The organism is Streptomyces cyaneofuscatus, assembly GCF_000718135.1.
Taxonomy (GTDB): Bacteria; Actinomycetota; Actinomycetes; order Streptomycetales; family Streptomycetaceae; genus Streptomyces; species Streptomyces cyaneofuscatus.
Window position 1 is genome coordinate 315223 of the sequence record NZ_JOEM01000009.1, and the last position, 17164, is coordinate 332386.

Annotated in this window: 25 protein-coding genes; 16 read left to right on the forward strand and 9 right to left on the reverse strand. The window is 71.8% G+C overall.

The window, feature by feature from the left end; translation table 11 throughout:
* Window positions 1–3 precede the first annotated feature (3 nt).
* The 16 genes from IF17_RS0117970 (at window position 4) to IF17_RS0118045 (ending at window position 8896) form a co-directional block, all read left to right on the forward strand.
* The gene (locus IF17_RS0117970) at window positions 4–312 is read left to right on the forward strand and encodes a GNAT family N-acetyltransferase (protein WP_030567121.1); all 309 of its coding nucleotides are present in this window, start codon (window positions 4–6) and stop codon (window positions 310–312) included.
* Window positions 313–325: 13 nt separating this feature from the next.
* Window positions 326–580 carry a (4Fe-4S)-binding protein gene (locus IF17_RS0117975; protein WP_030567123.1) on the forward strand — a complete coding sequence of 85 codons (255 nt, stop codon included), beginning with the start codon at window positions 326–328 and terminating at the stop codon, window positions 578–580.
* A gap of 59 nt (window positions 581–639) precedes the next feature.
* Complete coding sequence (locus tag IF17_RS0117980) at window positions 640–1035, forward strand: nuclear transport factor 2 family protein (protein WP_030567125.1); 396 nt, start codon at window positions 640–642, stop codon at window positions 1033–1035.
* Window positions 1036–1109: 74 nt separating this feature from the next.
* Window positions 1110–1796 (forward strand): class I SAM-dependent methyltransferase, encoded by a 687-nt coding sequence (locus IF17_RS0117985; protein WP_030567127.1) that lies wholly within the window; start codon window positions 1110–1112, stop codon window positions 1794–1796.
* A gap of 176 nt (window positions 1797–1972) precedes the next feature.
* Window positions 1973–2293 (forward strand): gas vesicle protein GvpO, encoded by a 321-nt coding sequence (locus tag IF17_RS0117990; protein ID WP_030567129.1) that lies wholly within the window; start codon window positions 1973–1975, stop codon window positions 2291–2293.
* Window positions 2294–2331: 38 nt separating this feature from the next.
* Window positions 2332–2829: a gas vesicle protein GvpJ gene (gvpJ, locus tag IF17_RS0117995; RefSeq protein WP_030567131.1), complete on the forward strand. Its 498-nt coding sequence runs from the start codon at window positions 2332–2334 to the stop codon at window positions 2827–2829.
* Between the two features lies 1 nt (window position 2830).
* Window positions 2831–3640 carry a GvpL/GvpF family gas vesicle protein gene (locus IF17_RS0118000; RefSeq protein ID WP_030567133.1) on the forward strand — a complete coding sequence of 270 codons (810 nt, stop codon included), beginning with the start codon at window positions 2831–2833 and terminating at the stop codon, window positions 3638–3640.
* Between the two features lie 2 nt (window positions 3641–3642).
* A complete protein-coding gene (locus tag IF17_RS0118005) occupies window positions 3643–3909 on the forward strand; it encodes a gas vesicle protein GvpG (protein WP_030567135.1) in 267 nt (88 codons plus the stop codon).
* The gene (locus IF17_RS0118010) at window positions 3902–4837 is read left to right on the forward strand and encodes a hypothetical protein (RefSeq protein ID WP_030567137.1); all 936 of its coding nucleotides are present in this window, start codon (window positions 3902–3904) and stop codon (window positions 4835–4837) included. The genes IF17_RS0118005 and IF17_RS0118010 overlap by 8 nt, the downstream gene beginning before the upstream one ends.
* A gap of 6 nt (window positions 4838–4843) precedes the next feature.
* A complete protein-coding gene (locus IF17_RS0118015; RefSeq protein ID WP_030567139.1) occupies window positions 4844–6034 on the forward strand; it encodes an SRPBCC family protein in 1191 nt (396 codons plus the stop codon).
* Window positions 6031–6408 carry a gas vesicle protein gene (locus IF17_RS0118020; protein ID WP_030567140.1) on the forward strand — a complete coding sequence of 126 codons (378 nt, stop codon included), beginning with the start codon at window positions 6031–6033 and terminating at the stop codon, window positions 6406–6408. Before IF17_RS0118015 ends, IF17_RS0118020 begins: the two co-directional genes overlap by 4 nt.
* Window positions 6405–7235 (forward strand): GvpL/GvpF family gas vesicle protein, encoded by an 831-nt coding sequence (locus IF17_RS0118025; RefSeq protein ID WP_030567142.1) that lies wholly within the window; start codon window positions 6405–6407, stop codon window positions 7233–7235. Before IF17_RS0118020 ends, IF17_RS0118025 begins: the two co-directional genes overlap by 4 nt.
* Before the next feature lie 3 nt (window positions 7236–7238).
* Window positions 7239–7472, forward strand: a complete 234-nt coding sequence (locus IF17_RS0118030; protein ID WP_030567144.1) for a gas vesicle protein — start codon at window positions 7239–7241, stop codon at window positions 7470–7472.
* Window positions 7469–7780, forward strand: coding sequence for a gas vesicle protein K (locus IF17_RS0118035; RefSeq protein ID WP_280518071.1), 312 nt, complete (start codon window positions 7469–7471; stop codon window positions 7778–7780). The genes IF17_RS0118030 and IF17_RS0118035 overlap by 4 nt, the downstream gene beginning before the upstream one ends.
* Window positions 7781–7891: 111 nt before the next feature.
* On the forward strand, window positions 7892–8368 hold the full coding sequence (locus tag IF17_RS0118040; RefSeq protein ID WP_030567148.1) for an Asp23/Gls24 family envelope stress response protein: 477 nt from the start codon (window positions 7892–7894) through the stop codon (window positions 8366–8368).
* Between the two features lie 114 nt (window positions 8369–8482).
* The gene (locus IF17_RS0118045; RefSeq protein ID WP_030567150.1) at window positions 8483–8896 is read left to right on the forward strand and encodes a DUF4259 domain-containing protein; all 414 of its coding nucleotides are present in this window, start codon (window positions 8483–8485) and stop codon (window positions 8894–8896) included.
* Window positions 8897–8928: 32 nt separating this feature from the next.
* Here the strand turns inward: IF17_RS0118045 and IF17_RS0118050 are convergent, their stop codons facing one another.
* The 9 genes from IF17_RS0118050 to IF17_RS0118090 all read right to left on the reverse strand — a co-directional run bounded on the left by IF17_RS0118050 (window position 8929) and on the right by IF17_RS0118090 (window position 17052).
* Window positions 8929–9456, reverse strand: a complete 528-nt coding sequence (locus IF17_RS0118050; RefSeq protein WP_051884046.1) for a DinB family protein — start codon at window positions 9454–9456, stop codon at window positions 8929–8931.
* Between the two features lie 50 nt (window positions 9457–9506).
* Window positions 9507–10118 (reverse strand): Uma2 family endonuclease, encoded by a 612-nt coding sequence (locus tag IF17_RS0118055; protein ID WP_030567153.1) that lies wholly within the window; start codon window positions 10116–10118, stop codon window positions 9507–9509.
* 172 nt (window positions 10119–10290) lie between these two features.
* Window positions 10291–11409: a phosphoserine transaminase gene (serC, locus tag IF17_RS0118060; protein ID WP_030567154.1), complete on the reverse strand. Its 1119-nt coding sequence runs from the start codon at window positions 11407–11409 to the stop codon at window positions 10291–10293.
* A gap of 93 nt (window positions 11410–11502) precedes the next feature.
* On the reverse strand, window positions 11503–12732 hold the full coding sequence (locus IF17_RS0118065; protein ID WP_030567155.1) for a cytochrome P450 family protein: 1230 nt from the start codon (window positions 12730–12732) through the stop codon (window positions 11503–11505).
* The gene (locus IF17_RS0118070; protein ID WP_030567156.1) at window positions 12729–14012 is read right to left on the reverse strand and encodes a cytochrome P450; all 1284 of its coding nucleotides are present in this window, start codon (window positions 14010–14012) and stop codon (window positions 12729–12731) included. The genes IF17_RS0118065 and IF17_RS0118070 overlap by 4 nt, the downstream gene beginning before the upstream one ends.
* Complete coding sequence (locus IF17_RS0118075; RefSeq protein WP_030567157.1) at window positions 14009–14668, reverse strand: GTP-binding protein; 660 nt, start codon at window positions 14666–14668, stop codon at window positions 14009–14011. The genes IF17_RS0118070 and IF17_RS0118075 overlap by 4 nt, the downstream gene beginning before the upstream one ends.
* Window positions 14649–15020, reverse strand: a complete 372-nt coding sequence (locus IF17_RS0118080; RefSeq protein WP_007449967.1) for a DUF742 domain-containing protein — start codon at window positions 15018–15020, stop codon at window positions 14649–14651. The genes IF17_RS0118075 and IF17_RS0118080 overlap by 20 nt, the downstream gene beginning before the upstream one ends.
* Entirely contained in the window at window positions 15017–15457 is a 441-nt protein-coding gene (locus IF17_RS0118085) for a roadblock/LC7 domain-containing protein (protein WP_030567158.1), read from the reverse strand. The genes IF17_RS0118080 and IF17_RS0118085 overlap by 4 nt, the downstream gene beginning before the upstream one ends.
* Window positions 15454–17052 (reverse strand): sensor histidine kinase, encoded by a 1599-nt coding sequence (locus IF17_RS0118090; RefSeq protein WP_030567159.1) that lies wholly within the window; start codon window positions 17050–17052, stop codon window positions 15454–15456. The genes IF17_RS0118085 and IF17_RS0118090 overlap by 4 nt, the downstream gene beginning before the upstream one ends.
* Window positions 17053–17164 lie beyond the last annotated feature (112 nt).

The following is a 17164-nucleotide window of genomic DNA, read 5'->3' on the forward strand; positions in this document are numbered from 1 at the left end:
CACATGGCAGTCGCAGTGAAGGACGTTCCCGAGGCCAAGCGGTACGAGGCGCGGATCGAGGGGGAGTCCGAGGTCGCGGGCTTCGCGGACTACCTCCGTACGACGGAACTCATCGCGTTCCTCCACACCGAGGTCTCGCCCCGGTACGAGGGCAAGGGGGTCGGGTCGGCCCTGGCCCGCACCGCCCTCGACGAGGCGCGCGCGGCGAAGCTGAGGGTGTTGCCCACCTGCCCGTTCTTCGCGGGGTGGATCGCCCGGCACCCCGAGTACCAGGACCTGCTCTACCAGTCCCGCAGCAGGGTCAGTGACTGAAGGGAGGCCCGGAATGAGCGAGCGGACAGGCGGGCGGTCGTACGAGGGACGGTCGGTCACCGTGACCTTCGAGGCCGGTCGCTGCCGGCACGCCGCCGAGTGCGTCCGCGGTCTGCCGGAGGTGTTCGACACCGGCCGGCGCCCGTGGATCCGGCCCGACGGTGCCGACGCCGATCGCGTGGTGGAGGTGGTGCGGCGCTGCCCCTCGGGCGCGCTGCGGTACGAGCGTACGGACGGCGGGGTGGGAGCCCGGCCCTCTTCCGTATGAGGGCGGCGGGGAAGGACCCCGGCCCGTCAGAAACATCGAGGAGAGAGCAGAGAGGAGAGATGACTGTGACCCGACACCCCGAGGCGGACCGGGCCCGGCACAACACCGGGATCGTGCTCACCGCCATGCGGGAGCTCTTCGGCGAGAAGGACCTCACGGCGCTCGACCGGTACTGGGCCGAGCCCTACGTCCAGCACAGTCCCGGGATGCCCGGCGGGCTGGACGCGCTGCGCGCCGCGGTCCCGGATCTGCGGGGCTTCCGGTGGGAGCCGCAGCGGATCGCGTCACAGGGCGACCTCGTCTTCACCCACAGCGTCGTGCACGGCTGGGCGCCGGGCCCCGCCGCCATCGTCGACATCTTCCGGCTGGAGGACGGCCGTATCGTCGAGCACTGGGACGTCGTCCAGGACCTCGTCCCGCCCGAGGAGACGGTCAGCGGCGAACCGATGGTCTGACACCGAGGTCGGGCCGGGGCCGGGGGGCCGGGATCGGGGCCGTTGCCGGGGAGGCGCCGCCTAGAGTGGCGGCCATGACCGCCTCCGGCCCGCCGGCCGACTTCCAGCGCACCACCCGGGACTCGTACGACGCCATCGCCCCCGCCTACGCCGAGTTCTCGCGCGGCGAGCTGGCGGCCAAGCCGCTGGAACGCGGGGTGCTGGCCGTCTTCGCGGAACTCGCGGCGGCGGGCGGTGGCGGCCTGCCCGTGGCCGACGTCGGCTGCGGTACGGGCCGGGTCACCGCGCACCTGAGCGAACTGGGCCTGGGGCTCGATGTGTTCGGGATCGACCTCTCGCCGCAGATGCTCGCGGTCGCCCGGCAGGAGCACCCCGGGCTGCGGTTCGAGGAGGGTTCCATGCTCGCGCTCGGCCTGCCGGACGCCTCGCTGGGCGGCCTCCTCGCCTGGTACTCCACGATCCACGTCCCGGATGAGGAACTGCCGGGCGTCTTCGCGGAGTTCCACCGCGTGCTGGCCCCGGGTGCGCCTGTGCAGCTCGGCTTCCAGGTGGGGGACGAGCCGCTGCGGATGACGGAGGCGCTGGGCGAGGAGGTCTCGCTCGTCTTCCACCGGCGGCAGCCCGAGCGGGTGGCCGCGCTGCTGCGGGCGGCGGGGCTGGAGGTGCGGGCCGTGGTGCGGAAGGAGCGGGAGACGGAGGGGCCGTTCCCGGAGCGGGCGCCGCAGGGATTCGTGCTGGCGCGGCGGCCGCAGGAGGTCTGACCCCGCACATCCCTCCGCCTCCGGCATCCCTCTGCTTCCGGCATCCCTCTGCCCCCGGAGTCCCTCCGCTTCCGCCGGAGGTCCGGCCCCGCACACCCCCGCGCCTCCGGCGGAGGCCGTCGCACCACTGGCTCTCCCGAGATGCGGAGTGGCCCGCAGTGACCAGACTGGTCACCATGGCAGAACAACGTTCAGCGCGCGCCGGGCGCTCCTCCACGGGGACGAAGAAGAAGCCCCCGGCCAGGAAGGGGCCCGAGCACGCCGCCCGCGCCGCCTGCCGGAGCCTGGAAGAGCTGATCAGCCACCCGGCCGAGGGCGTCTCCGCGATCCGGCGCTCCGACGACGGCTGGGCCGTCGTCGTGGACGTTCTCGAAGTGCCCCGCATCCCGGACACGACCAGTCTCCTCGCCTCGTACGAGGTGCAGCTCGACCAGGCCTGCGAACTCCTGGAGTACACCCGGGTCCGCCGCTACCGGCGCGGTGCCGCCGACGAGTGACCCGCCCCACTCCGTCCGACAGCTGGAAGGACCCCCCCATGACGACCACGACGTACGTCGACGGTGTCGCTCCGTGCCCGCCCCGCTCCGGCACCCTCTACGACGTGCTGGAGCTCATCCTCGACCGGGGCATGGTGATCGACGTATTCGTACGGGTCTCCCTGGTCGGTATCGAGATCCTGAAGATCGATGCACGCATAGTCGTGGCCAGCGTGGACACCTACCTCCGCTTCGCGGAAGCCTGCAACCGCCTCGACCTCGAACGCGACCCCAGCAGCTCCACCGTCCCCGAGCTGTTCGGCGGCTCCGCCGCGCGCTCCATCGGCAAGCGGAAGGTGCGCAAGGCCGCGGAGTCGGTCGGCGACACCGTACGCAAGGCGGTCGGGGCCGGCGGCTCCGACGAGGACGACGAATACGACGACGAGTACGACGAGGCGGAGGCCGAGGAGAGGCCCGCGCGTCCGAAGAGGCGGCGGGCCCCCGTCAGCAGCAGCAGTGGCGGCTCCGCGAGCCGTCGCCGCCGGGCGGAGGCCTGACGTGCGCGCCGAGGGACCGGGAACCGCCGAAGGGCCGGGGCTGTACGTGTACGCGGTCGTCCGGGCCGGAACGCCGCTGCCCCGGAAGTCCGGGGGCGTGGGCAGCCCGCCCGCCCCGCTGCGGACCGTCGGCGCGGGCCCGGTGGCCGCGGTGGCCAGCGCCGCCCCCGTACCGTTGCGGCCCCGGCGCCGCGACCTGCTGGCCCACCAGGATCTCCTGACGCAGCTGGCGGTGAGCGGGCCCGTGCTGCCGATGCGCTTCGGCATGGTCGCGCCGGACGAGGACGCGCTCCGCGCCCAGCTGGCCGCGGCGGAGGCGGGCCACCTCGCCGCCCTGGACCGGGTCGCCGGGCACGTGGAGATGAACGTCAAGGCGTTGCCCGCCCACGACTCCCTCGCCGCGCTGGTGGCCGGGGAGGCGACCGTACGGCGGCTGCGCGAGGCAGCCCGCAGGCGCCCCGGCTACGAGGCCGATGTGCGCCTGGGCGAAGCCGTCGCCTCCGCCCTGGCGCGCCGGGCGGGCGAGGCGGGACGGCGAGCGCTGCGCGATCTGGCGCCGATGGCCCGCGCGACGGCCGGGGGCTCGGAGGTACCCGGCTGCGCGCTCAACGTGTCCTTCCTCGTGGCGCAGGCCGACAGCGACCGGTTCCGCGCGACCGCCGAGCGTTTCGCCGCGGCCCACCGCGACCACGTCGACCTCCGCATCGCGGGGCCGCTGCCCTGCTACAGCTTCGTCGGGACCGGGACCGGGACTGGGACTGGGGCCGGACCCGGGGGCCGGAGCGCGCCCGCACCCGTCGGTGGAGGCTGACGATGGGCCTGATCTCGGGACTCCTGCTGCTCCCCCTCGCGCCCGCCCGGGGCGTGGTGTGGGTCGCGGAGAGGTTGCAGGACGCCGCCGAACGCGAGCTCTACGACCCCGGCGTGATCCGCGCGCAGCTCGCGGCACTCAACCACGAGCTCGACGAGGGACACATCGGGCTGGAGGAATTCGAAGCGGAAGAAGAGAGGCTGCTCGACCGGCTGTACGCCGCGCAGACCGGCCGGACACCGACGACAGAAGGTGACAGGCATGGATGACCAGGCGAAGGTGGCGCTCGCAGCCGCCGTGGTGGGCGGATACGTGCTGGGCCGGACGAAGAAGGGCCGGCTGGCCCTGAGCGTCGCGACCTATCTGGCCGGGCGCCGGTTCGGACTCGAACCCCGCCAGCTCGCAGCCGAGGGGATGCGCCGGCTCGGCGAGGTCCCGCAAGTGGCCGAATTGCAGGAGCAGTTGCGGGGCGAGGTCCTCGAAGCGGGCCGCCAGGCGGTGACAGCCGCCGCCAACCGCTCCATGGCCAACCTGGCGGACGCCATCGGCGACCGGACGGCCCGCCTCACCACGGCGCCGGAGGACGAGGCGCCGGACGACGAGGCGGACGACCAGTACGACGAGGAGCCGGAAGGCGCGGACGAGGACGAGGAGGAAGAGGAAGAAGAGGAGCCCGAGGAGGAGGACGAGGAGGAGCCGGAGGAGGACGAGGAAGAGGAGCCCGAAGAAGAGGACGAGGAGCCTGCGGAGGACGAGGAGGACGAGGAGGAAGAGGAGCCCGAAGAGGAAGAAGACGAAGAAGAGGAAGAAGAGGCGGCCCCGCCGCCGTCCAGGGCGAAGAAGTCACCCGCCAGGAAGGCGGCCCCGGCCAAGAAGCCCGCCGCGAAGAAGTCCGCCCCCGCAAAGAAGGCCCCGGCCAAGCAGGCCCCGGCGAAGAAGACCGCAGCCAAGAAGTCCGCTCCCGCGAAGAAGACGGCAGCGAAGAAGTCCGCCCCGGCCAAGAAAACCGCCCCGGCCAAGAAGTCGGCAGCCAAGAAGTCGGCATCCGGCACATCGGCGGCCAAGAAGCCCGCCGCCAAGAAATCCACCGCGAAGAAGTCCGCTCCCGCGAAGAAGACGGCAGCGAAGAAGTCTGCCCCGAAGAAGGCAGCGGCATCGAAGCGGTCCGCATCCAAGCGCGCCGACCGCCGGAGGTAGTCAGCCATGGCAACGACGGACAAGGACGCATCCGAGGCTCCGGCTGAGTCGGGCGTCGACCGCATCAAAGAGGAACTGTCGAAGTTCGCCAGTGCCCAGGTCCAGCAGCTCGCCGGGAAGGCGGGCGACAAACTCAAGGATCTGACCGGCCAGTTGACCGACAGTGCCGAGAACGGCGGCTCGCTGCCCGCCATCGCCTCGCGCGTACTCCAGGGTGAATCCCCGGCCAAGGCCTTCATGTCGGAGAAGGCCAAGGGCGCCAAGGACGCGGTGATGGACAAGGCGAAAGGCCTCTTCGGCGGTGGCGGTGGTGACGGCGACGGAGGCGGCGGCGGGAAGGGCAACCGCAAGGCCGGCGGCGGAAAGTTCATGAACATCATCGAGGTGATGGACGTCGGCGTACCGCTGCGCACCGCTTACGACGCATGGACGCAGTATGACGAGTTCAGCGGCTTCATGAAGGGCGTCCAGAGCGTCTCGAAGGGCGAGGACGCGGAGACCGACTGGAAGGTCAAGGTCGGCCCCTCCTCCCGCAGCTTCAAGGCCACGGTGCAGGAACAGGTGCCGGACGACCGGATCGTCTGGACGTCCGAGGGCGCCAAGGGCAGCACGCGCGGCGCCATCAGCTTCCACGAGCTGGCCCCGAACCTGACGCGGATCGTGCTGGTCGTGGAGTACTACCCGTCCGGGTTCTTCGAGAAGACGGGCAACCTCTGGCGCGCCCAGGGCCGCCGCGTACGGCTGGACTTCAAGCACTTCAACCGGTACGTGACCCTCACCGAGGAGGAGCCCGAGGGGTGGCGCGGCGAGATCCGTGACGGCGAGGTCGTGGTCACCCACGAGGAGGCCGTCGAACGCGAGGAGGCCGAGGCGGAGGAGGCCGAGGACGGGGAGGGCGAGGACGAGGAGTACGGCGAGGAGGAAGCCGAGGACGGGGAGCCCGAAGAGGAAGAGGACTACGAGGACGGCGAGGACGAAGAGGAGGACGAGGACGAAGAGGAGGACGAGGACCCGGAGGACACATACGAAGAGGAGGACGAGGAGCCTGAGGAAGAAGAGGAAGACGTAGAAGACGAAGACGAGGACGAGGAGCCCGAAGAGGAAGAGGAAGAAGAGGAAGAAGAGGAAGAGGAGCCGGAGGAGCCGCCCGCTCCGAAGCGCGCGAGCCGCAGGCGCCGGTCGGAGGCCGCGCGGTGACCGACCTCGACTTCCGCCAGGGGAGCCCGCCGGCCAACGGCCCCCAGAGCACCACCAACCTCGCCGACATCCTCGAACGCGTCCTGGACAAGGGCATCGTCATCGCCGGGGACATCAAGATCGACCTCCTTGACATCGAACTCCTCACCATCCGGCTCCGCCTCTTCGTGGCCTCCGTCGACACCGCGAAGAAGGCGGGCATCGACTGGTGGGAGACCGATCCGGCCCTCAGCTCCCGGGCGAAACGCGACGCCTTGGAGGACGAGAACCGCCGGTTGCGGGAGCGCCTCCAGGCCCTCGAGCCGGCCGGCACGGACGAGACCGACCGGAACGTCGACGACAGGGACAACAGCAAGGAGGCCGGGCAGAGATGACGCACCCCGCACCCCGGGACCGGGCTCCGGACGCCGCTGGTGTCACCTATGTGTTCGCCGTCTGCCGGGGCACTCGTGCCGTGAACACGGCGGACGTCACCGGCCTGGCCGGGATGCCCGGCGGCGCGGCGGTCCGGCTGCTGCCCTCCGGGCCGCTGACCGCCGTGGTCCAGACCGTCCCGGCCGACGACTTCACGGACGAGGTCTGGCAGGCGCGGCTCTCGGACCCGCAGGAGATCGAGCGGTACGCGCGGGCCCACCACGAGGTCGTGTCCGCCGCAGCCGTCCACGGGCCCGCCGTACCGCTGCCCCTCGCCACGCTCTACCACGACGACGACCGGGCCCGCCGCGCCCTCGACGGCGAGGCGCACCGCTTCCACGGCGTGCTCAAGCGGATCGCGCACCACGCGGAGTGGGGCGTGAAGGTGTACGAGCCCGAGCCCCCGGCCGCCCAGGAGGAGCGGGAGCCCGCCCCCGTGGGAGACGGTGGGCGCGAGGCCCCTGCTCCCGGCGCGGGGCTCGCCTATCTGAACCGGAAGCGCGGGGTCCAGGAGCGGCGGGAGCGGCGCCGGGAGCAGGCGCTGTCCGTCGCGGAGTCGGTGGACGCCCAACTCCGGGCGCTGGCGGCTGCGTCGCGCCGACTCCGTACGCACGCGGCCGTACCGGGGGGCGACGGCCGGGTGCACGTGCTCAACGCGACGTACCTCGTGGCCGACCAGCGCGCGGAGGAGCTGGCCGCGCTGGTACGGGCTCTGGGTGAGCGGACCGGGACGCGGATCGAGCTGACCGGGCCGTGGGTGCCGTACTCCTTCGTCGGGGAGGTGTAGCCGGTGGACGCGGAGCGCGCGGTGGTGCCCTGGGACAGCCCGGAGCCCCTGAGCGGGCCCATCGGGGTGCCGCTGGTGGACCTGCTGGACCGGGTGCTGGCGACCGGGGTCGTCGTCAGCGGGGACCTGGTGATCGCCATCGCCGACGTACCTCTCGTGCGGGTGTCGCTGCACGCCCTGCTGTCGTCGGTCAGCGAGCGGGTTCCGGCGCCCTGGGCCGACGGCGGCCCGCTGTGACGGGCCCGGGCAGCGACTCCTCGGTCCGGGGCGCGGGTTCGCGGGTCGATCTGGACTCCGAGCAGATGGGGCGGGACCTGGCGGCCCTGGTCCTGACCGTGGTGGAGCTGCTGCGGCAGCTGATGGAGCGGCAGGCGATCCGCCGCGTCGAACAGGGCGACCTCAGCGATGAGCAGGTCGAGGAGATCGGGACCACGCTCATGCTGCTCGACCAGCGGATGAAGGAGCTCTGCGACCAGCACGGGGTGCGGCCGGAGGACCTCAATCTGGATCTCGGCCCGCTCGGGACGCTGCTGCCCCGCGACTGAGGTCCGGTACCCCGAATGGCGGATGGCCGCAGGCGGGCGGAGAGTGGATGAGGGGGCCCGCGCGGGTGGGAGGAGCACCCGTGGCAACCACTCTCTGTGAGGCGGAGCGACATGGTCGACATCGAACCTGGGAGCGGAAACGCGGCGACGAGCGGCGGAAGCGAAGGAAAAGGCGTACGCGGCAGGACCACGATCGCCGACGGCGTCGTGGCCACCATCGCGGGCATCGCGATCCGTGAGACCGACGGCGTCCATTCCGTGGGCAAGGGCGCTTCGAAGGCACTGGGCGCCGTGACGGGCCGGGTCTCCGGATCGTCGAGCAGCGGACGGACCGTGAAGGTCGAGGTGGGCGAGAAGGAGACGGCGATCGACGTCGACGTCGAGGTGGAGTACGGCGTTCCGATCCATGAGCTGGCCGACCGGATCCGTACGCACGTCATCGACGCCGTGGAGACGATGACCGGACTGAAGGTCGTCGAGATCAACATCAACGTCTTCGACGTGCACATTCCGGACGACGGCGATGATGAGGACGAGGACGGTTCGGACGGGGGAGGTTCCCGAGGTGGGGGCTCTCGGGTGAGGTGAGCCCGGGCCCCGGCCGATTGTCAGTGGTGGCTGTGAGGATGGGGACATCGACGCAGAACACGCAGAACACTGCGGATCACTGCGGATCACTGCGGAGCACTGGAGGGGGACCCCATGGGCGCCTGGGACATCGGCCACTTCGACAACGACACCGCGGCGGACTTCGGCGGGAGGGTGGACGACGCCGAGCCGGAGAAGAAGGCGGACGTGCTCCGGGCCGTCCTGACCGCCGCCGCCGGGACCGCGCCGCAGGACTATCTCGACAGCGGCGAGGAGGCGGTGGCGGCAGCCGCCCTGGTCGCCGCCCAGTGCCCCGGCGGCGAGCCCATCACCACCGCGTACGGTCCGAAGGACCCCCTGCCCCCGCTCCCGGCCGACCTGCGCACGTTGGCGGTCCGCGCCCTGGACCGCCTCACCGGCCCGAACGCGGAGCCGCTGGACCTGTGGGCCGATGCCGGGGCGGAGAAGGAGTGGCTGGCGGGGATAGCCGCCCTGCGCGCGGTGCTGGCGGCGGCACCGGGGGAGTGAGGACAGGTCGGGGGGTGAGGGACGGGGCTCGGTCACTCCACGCCCGGGTAGCGGCCCACCGCGCCGTCGATCAGTTCGCGCACGATGTCCATGTGCCCGGCGTGCCGGACCGTGTCCTCCAGCATGTGGATGAGCACCCACCGCATCGACACGACCCGCCCGTCCCACGCGGTGCCCGTCGTCTCCAGGTCCGTCTCCCGGATCGATGCGTCGGCGGCAGCGCGGGCGCGGGCGTAGAAGGCGAGGATGTCGGCGGTGGTCTCGTCGGGACCGGCCGCCATGTCCTCGGTCGCCGGGTCGAACCAGAACGGCTCGGTCTCCCGGCCGAACGTCGAGCAGAACCAGCCGTATTCGACGGCGGCGAGATGCTTGACCAGGCCGAGCAGATTGGTCCCGGTCGGGGTCATCGGACGGCGCACCTGCTCGTCGTCCAGGCCCGCCAGCTTCCACAGGACCGCATCGCGGTGCAGGTCCAGGCTGGTGTGGAGGCTCTCCTTCTCGCCTCCGGTGTACGGGACGTGGGGGGCGCGGGGCACGACGGGAGGCTCGGGTGAACTCATGGCCCGCACCCTAGCGGCGCGCGCCCGGTCCCGTCCTCAGCGTTTCGGGCTCAGCGTTTCGGGCGGCCCGCCCGCACGATCTCGTCGACGTCCAGGGAGAGTTCGGCGCCGATGGAGGCGGGCAGCGGTGCCTCCTGGCCGGGGGCGTACACCTCGTGGCGGTCGTAGCCGCCGGGCAGCGGTTCGGTCAGGACGTGGACCCGGCCGTGCTTGCGGTCGACGATCACGTAGACCGGGATCTTGGCCTGGGCGTAGGCGGTGACCTTGTTGCGGAGGTCGTTCTGGTAGTTCCCGGAGGTGACTTCCAGGACCAGGCGGAAGCAGGCGGGGTCGTAGCTGTTGTTCTTTTCCAGGTGCTCGTCGAAGTCGGCGTCGACGATCGCCAGGTCGGGGATCGCGAAGTCCTGGGGTCCGCCAGGGAGCCAGAGGCCGACGCCCTGGAGGACCTCCGTCTCCCCGTCATCGAGGCCTGCGGAGATGAAGGGACGCATGAGCTTGGTGAGCGCGCGTGCGTGCAAGCCGTCCGCCGGTGGTGCCACGGTGATGACGCCTCCGATGATCTCGACGCGATGCCCCGGAAGCTGCTCGGTGAGACGGTTGGCCGTTTCCAGCAGCGTTTCCGGCTCATCGTCACAGGGGTGCTCGACTGCTGCTGCAGACATTGCGGGCCTCCTGGAATGGGCTGGTGTCGAGAGCATCATCGTAGAGCGGGACGGCCGAGAACCGCGCTTCTGGCATATGCCACCCGGTCGAGTGATGCAGAAACGGCCCGGCACCCCACGCGGGTGCCGGGCCGTCTCCCTACAGCCGTACAGCCGTAGAAAAAGCGAAGAACTACAGCTTCTCGATCACGTAGTCGATGCACGCCGTCAGCGCCTGCACGTCCGCCGGGTCGATCGCCGGGAACATCGCCACGCGCAGCTGGTTGCGGCCCAGCTTGCGGTACGGCTCGGTGTCCACGATGCCGTTGGCGCGCAGCACCTTGGCGACGGCCGCCGCGTCGATCTCGTCCGAGAAGTCGATCGTGCCGATGACCTGCGAGCGCTTCGCCGGGTCCGTGACGAACGGGGTCGCGTACTTGGACTCGTCCGCCCAGCCGTAGAGGTGGCCCGAGGACGCGGCCGTGCGGCCCGTCGTGAAGTCCAGGCCGCCCTGGGTGTTCATCCACTTCAGCTGCTCGTTCAGCAGGAAGAGGGTGGACAGCGCAGGGGTGTTGTACGTCTGGTTCTTGAGGGAGTTGTCGATCGCCGTCGGGAGCGAGAAGAACTCCGGGATGTGCCGGCCCGAGGCGTGGATCCGGGCGGCGCGCTCCAGGGCTGCCGGGGAGAACACGCCGATCCAGAGGCCGCCGTCGGAGGCGAAGGACTTCTGCGGGGCGAAGTAGTAGACGTCGGACTCGGTGATGTCGACCGGGAGGCCGCCCGCACCGGAGGTGGCGTCCACCAGGACGAGGGAGCCCTCGTCGGCGCCCGCGACGCGCTTGACCGGGGCCGCGACACCCGTCGAGGTCTCGTTGTGCGTGAAGGCGTAGACGTCGACGCCCGCCTCGGCCTGCGGGTCCGGGTGGGTGCCCGGGTCGGAGGCGATGACGGTGGGGTCGGACAGCCAGGGCGCGAGCTTCGCGGCCTTGGCGAACTTGGAGGAGAACTCACCGAAGTTCAGGTGCTGGGACTTCGCCTCGATCAGACCGTGCGTCGCGATGTCCCAGAAGGCGGTGGAGCCGCCGTTGCCGAGGATGACCTCGTAACCCTCGGGGAGGGAGAAGAGCGCGCGCACGCCGTCGCGTACTTCGCCGACCAGGTTCTTGACCGGGGCCTGGCGGTGGGACGTACCGAGGAGAGAGGTGCCGGTGGCGGCCAGCGCGTCGAGCGCCTCCGTCCGCACCTTGGAAGGACCGGCGCCGAAGCGTCCGTCGGCGGGCTTGATGTCAGCGGGAATCTGGATGTCGGCCACGCGTCGGAGCGTAGTCCCTCGGTGGCACGGCTCCGTAACCGTGTCCGTCCGATGAGACGTGCGCTCCGACCCGTGGACCCCGCCCGAGGACGGTTACGACGCGTGGCCGAACGGGCAGCCCAGCTCCACCGGCAGCTCGTACAGGTCGTTCTGCGTCACGATCGGCTTGTTGCGCAGCTCGGTGGCCGGGACCGCCAGCTCCAGCTCCGGGAACCGCTCGTAGAGGGCCGGGAGCGCGATGCCCGCCTCCAGGCGGGAGAGCGCCGCGCCCGGGCAGACGTGCGGGCCGTGGCCGAAGGCGATGTGGCGGTTCGGGGTGCGGGTGGCGTCGAACTCGCCGGCCGTCGGGCCGTACTGCTCCTCGTCCCGGCCCAGCGCGCCGAACGAGATGATCAGGCCCTCGCCCTTCGGCAGGATCTTGTCGCCGACCTCGATGTCCTCCGTCGCGAAGCGGATCAGGACGTGCGAGGTCGGGGTGTTCCAGCGCAGCGTCTCCTCGATCACACCGTCCCAGCCGATCTCGCCGTTCAGGACCTTCTTGCGCTGCTCCGGGTGGGTCTGGAGCGCCTCGACCACGTTGACGATCAGGCTGATCGTGGTCTCATGTCCGGCGGCGATGATCAGTTGCAGCGTGTTGACGATCTCCTCGTCGGTGAGGTGGTCACCGTCCTCGGAGGCCGCGATCAGGGCGCTGGTCAGGTCGTCGCCGGGGTTCGCCCGCTTGTCGTCGACGATCTTCGTGAAGAGGGTCCCGAGGTCCGCCATCATCTGCGGGACCTCCTCCGGCGGCGTCTGCGTCGAGAAGAACTTCTCGAACAGCTCCTTCAGCCGCGGGTGGTCCGCCGCGTCCACGCCCATCAGCTCGCTGATCACGTTCATGGGGAGGGGGTAGGCGAACTCCGCCTTCAGGTCCACCGGCTGCCCGGCCGGGAGGGCCGCCAGCTTCTCCAGGCTCGCGTTCGTGAGGGCCTCGATGCCCGCCCGCAGCCGCTCCACCCGCTTCACCGTGAGCGCCTGCGCCACCAGCGTACGGAGACGGCGGTGGTCGGCCCCGTCGACCGTCAGCATCGAGCGGCCCGGGTTGGCCAGGCCGATCAGCGGCCAGTCCATCGGTATCTCGCCGCGCTGCCAGGCGCCCCACACGTTGATGTCCTTGACCACCCGGCTGTCGGTGAGCAGCGCGCGGGCCTCCGCGTGGCGGGTGACCGCGTACACGTGTACACCGCCCGGCAGCTCCACCTCGGCCAGCGGACCGGCGGCCCGCAGCGCGGCGCTCTCGCCGTCGAGGTCTCTGACGAAGGGGTCGAGCGCGATGCGGGTCATGCGGGGCCTCCGAGGCTTCCTGGTCTGCCGAGGGCGGGCGTGGGCGTGAAGAGCACCGGCAGGTCCGTCAGCCCGCGCAGCCACGGCGACGGGCGGCGGGTGAGCTGCTCGGCGGGGACGGCGAGGTCCACGTCCGGCAGCCGGTCGAGCAGGACCTCGATGCCGGTACGGGCGATGACCTCGGCGGTCTCCTGGGCCGGGAACGGGCAGCGGTGCTCGCCGTGGCCGAAGGAGAGGAAGGCGTTGTTGCCGCCGGTCAGCGCCGAGGCGTGGGTCCGCACCTGCGGGTCGCCGTTGGCGGCGGCGATCCCCAGCAGCAGCAGGTCCCCGGCGCGGATGTGGCGCCCGCCCAGGTGGGTGTCGCGGGCGGCCCAGCGGCCCGCCACGTTCTGCGTGGGGGTGTCCTCCCAGAGGACCTCGTTCATCGCTTCCGCGACGCTGTGGCGGCCGCCCGAGAGCGAAGCGGCGAACCGGTCGTCGGTGAGCATCAGGCGCAGCGAGTTGCCCATCCAGTCGGCGGTCGGCTGGTGCCCGGCCGCCATCATCACCATGAGGTCCTGGGCGACCTCCTCGTCGGTGAACCCGCCGACGTCCGCGATCATCCGGCTGGCGACGTCGTCACCGGGCTCGGCGTGCTTGTCGGCCAGCAGCTGGAACATCGAGGTCGCCAGGTGCTGCTGTCCGGCGAGCGCCCGCTCCCGGCCGTCGATCATGTCGTTGATCGCGCCGACCAGGGGGTACGCCTCCTCGTCGGAGAAGCCGTAGATCCTGGCCAGGACCAGGGCGGGGAGCAGCTTGGCGTACTCCGCGATGATGTCGACCGCGCCCTTGGTGCAGAACCGGTCGATCAGCTCGTCCGCGAACTCCTCCGCGTACCGCTTCAGGGAGAACGGGTCGACGCCCTCCAGCGCGTTGCTGATCATCATCGCGCGGACGCTGTGGCGCTCGCCGACCGTGTAGAGGATCGAGGGCTGCTTCCGCCCGATCATCGGCAGCAGCGGCCAGTCGTCCGGGATGCGGTCCCACTGGTTCCACAGGTCGGAGTCCCGGCTGAAGAGGGCCGGGTCGCCGGTGACCTGGTGCAGCTCGCGGTAGCCGAGGACGAGCCAGGCGGGCACGTCGCCGTCGAGCACGACCGGGGCGACGGCGCCGTGGTCGCGCCGCATGTCCCGGTAGAGCTGGACGGGGTCGCTCTGGAAGCGGGGCCCGGACAGGGGGACGGACCCGTGGGTGACGGGGCAGCCGGAGGCGGTGCCGGGCGTGCCGGAGGTCGTGGTCACGGGGCGGGCTCCGGGGTCGGGGCGGCCGCCGCCAGCGCCGCTTCGGACACGGCCGCCTCGGCGGCGCTCAGGCGGGCGGCGGAGAGCGCGGCGAGGTGCTCGACGAGCGTGATGAGTACGTACTTGCTGGAGGACCGGTCCCGGGCGTCGCACTCCACCAGCGGCACGTCGTCCGCGAGGTCCAGGGCCTCGCGGATCTGCTGCTCGCTGTGGAGCGGGCCGCCGAAGTCGTTGCACGCCACGATGAACGGCGTGCCGTGGTGCTCCAGGCGGTCGATGGCGTACCAGGAGTCGGCGAGCCGGCGGGTGTCCACCAGGACGACCGCGCCGAGCGTGCCGGAGAACAGCCGGTCCCACAGGAACCAGAACCGCTCCTGTCCGGGCGCGCCGAAGAGGTACAGCACCGAGCGGGCGTCGAGCGTGATGCGACCGAAGTCGAACGCCACGGTGGTGGACGTCTTGGCCTGTACGCCGTCGAGGTGGTCGACGGCCTCGCCCGCGCGGGTCATCGTCTCCTCCGTGTTGAGCGGACGGATCTCGCTCACGGATCGGACCATGGTGGTCTTGCCGACCCCGAAGCCGCCCACGACAACGATCTTGAGGCCGTTGTCGGCGGTGTCGCTCAGGGCGGCGCGGTCAGAGGTTGCGGAGTCCAACGAGCACCTGTTCCAGGATGTCGGGGTCGGGGAGCCGGTCCGCGACACGGGCGGTACGGGGGTGGCGGGCGCTGATCCGGCCGGTGTCCAGCAGGTCGCACAGCATGATGCGGACGATGCTGACCGGCAGGTTCAGGCTCGCGGCGATCTCGACGACGGCGGTGGGGCCCTGGCACATCCGCAGGATCGCGACGTGCTCCGACTGCATGCCGGGGGCCGGGTCGCACTCGGCGACGACGAGGGTCACCAGGTCGAAGGCGGCCGAGTCGGAGCGGCTGCGTCCCCCGGTGAGGGTGTACAGCCGGTCCGGATCGTCGTCGCGGCCCGGGCGGGGGCGGGGCGCCGTCGTCATACGGCCGAGCTCTCGGCCGCCGACGGGATATCGGCGGCGGGGGAGCGGGGCGGGGCGACGAGGTGTTCGCCGAGCTGCTCGACGAGCTCGCTCATGTTGTGGCCCACCAGGCCCACGTCGGAGTCCTCGTCGGCGACGACGGCCAGGTGGGCGCCCGCGCCCGCCTCGACGATGAACAGCACACCGCCGTAGAACTCGGCCATCGCGGAGCGTACGCCGCCGGTGCCGTCACCGAACTCGATGGACGCGCCGTGCGACAGGCTCTGGATCCCGGCGGAGATCGCGGCCAGCTGGTCGGCCTGGTCGACCGAGAGCTCGGGGGTGCGGCACAGCTTGAGGCCGTCGCGGGACAGGACGAGGGCGTGGCGGGTGCCGGGGGTGCGGTCGAGCAGCCCCTCCAGCAGCCAGTTGAGCTTCTCGTCGGTGGTCGCGGTCATCGGGTGTTGCCTTCCGGGTGCGGGGAGTTGGCACGTACCGCGCGGCTGAAGGTGCTGAAGCGCGCGGCCTGGACCTTCGGGTCGGTGGTACGGGCCCGGGGGTTGTCGGCTCCGCCGGGGGTGGCGTTGCCGGTACGGGCTTCGGCGGCGGCCAGCGTGCGGCCGCGGCGGCGCTTGGGCAGGCCGCTCTCGCCGAACGCGGGGACGGTGCCGGTGGACTCGGACTCGGAATCGGTGGGCTCCGACTCCGTGCGCTCCGAATCCGTGCGCTCGGACTTCGCGCGCTGCGACTCCGCCGCCGGGGTCAGGGGCTCGGAGGAGTCGATGGCGGTGAGGGGCCGGGCCGTGTGCGTGGTCCCGGCGGTGTCCGCGCCGGCGGCCGAGGCGTGCGACGGCTCCGGCTCGACGGGAGCCGCAGCGGAAGCGGTGGCCGGGGCCGGGAGCGCGGACGCCGGGCCCGGGGCCGGTGCGGTGGCGCGGGAGATGAGGTCCTGCGGGAGCATCATCAGCGCGCCGGTGCCGCCCCGGGCGGAGGGCCGGAAGGAGACGGTCAGGCCGTGCTTACGGGCCAGCCGGCCGACGACGGCGAGGCCGAGCCGGGTGCCGGAGAGGTTGGTGAGGTCCTGGTGGTCGGCGGAGACGGCCTTCTCCGCCCGGCGCAGCTGCACCTCGCTCATGACCAGGCCGCTGTCCTCGACGGTGATGACGATGCCCGCCGGGACCTCCTCCACGTAGACGTGGACCTCGGCGGTGGGCGGCGAGAAGTTGGCCGCGTTGTCGAGGAGTTCGGCGAGTGCGTGCATGACGCCCTCGGCCGCGTGCCCGGCGATCGCGACATCGCTGGTGGAGTGGAGGCGGACGCGCTGGTAGCTGCCGATCCGGCCCATCGCGCCGCGCAGGATCGACTCCATGACGATCGGCTTGGCCCAGCGCCGCCCGGAACGCGCCCCGGTCAGTACGGCGATGGAGTCCGCGAGCCGGCCCGCCTGGGCGGTGCGGTGGTCCAGGTACAGCAGGTCCCCGAGCACGGACTCGTCCGTGTGCCGGTGCTCCATCTCCCGCAGGTCGGCCAGCATGCTGGTGGCCAGGGCCTGCATCCGCCCGGCCGCGTTGGCGCAGGCCGCGACGGCGGCGGACCGCTCGGTCTCGGCGCGGGTGGCGCGGGCGGTGAGCCGGTCGACGGTCACGGAGAGGCGGGAGCGCTCGGCGGCGGCCTCCGCGCTGATCCGCTCGACCTCGGCGCGGGCCTCGGTGGCGACCCGGGCGGTCTCGGCGGAGGCGGCGGCCTTGATCCTGGCGGTCTCCGCGGTGAAGCGCTGGGCCTCGGCCGCGGAGGCGGAGACCAGGCGCGAGGTCTCGGAGGTGAAGCGCTGGGAGTCGGCGGCCCGCAGGGAGCCCAGCGTGCGCGCGGTCCCCAGGGTGTGGACGGTGACGGCCACGCAGACGCTCAGCAGCACGGCGGCCGCGCCCGCGCCCCAGGCCAGCGGGGTCCGTACCGAATCGGGGGCCGCGGCCACGGCCCACAGAGTCAGCGTGCCGGTGACGGCTGCCGAGATCAGCAGGGCGAGTGCGGTGGGCCTGAATGAGGGGCGCAATCGGAGTCCTCGGTGGCGGACGGTGCGGAACGGGCGAAACTGCACCGGTTAAATCCGGACAGTTCACCACGGGAGCGGGCGATCATGCACAACTGGAGCTGATAGTTCCTGC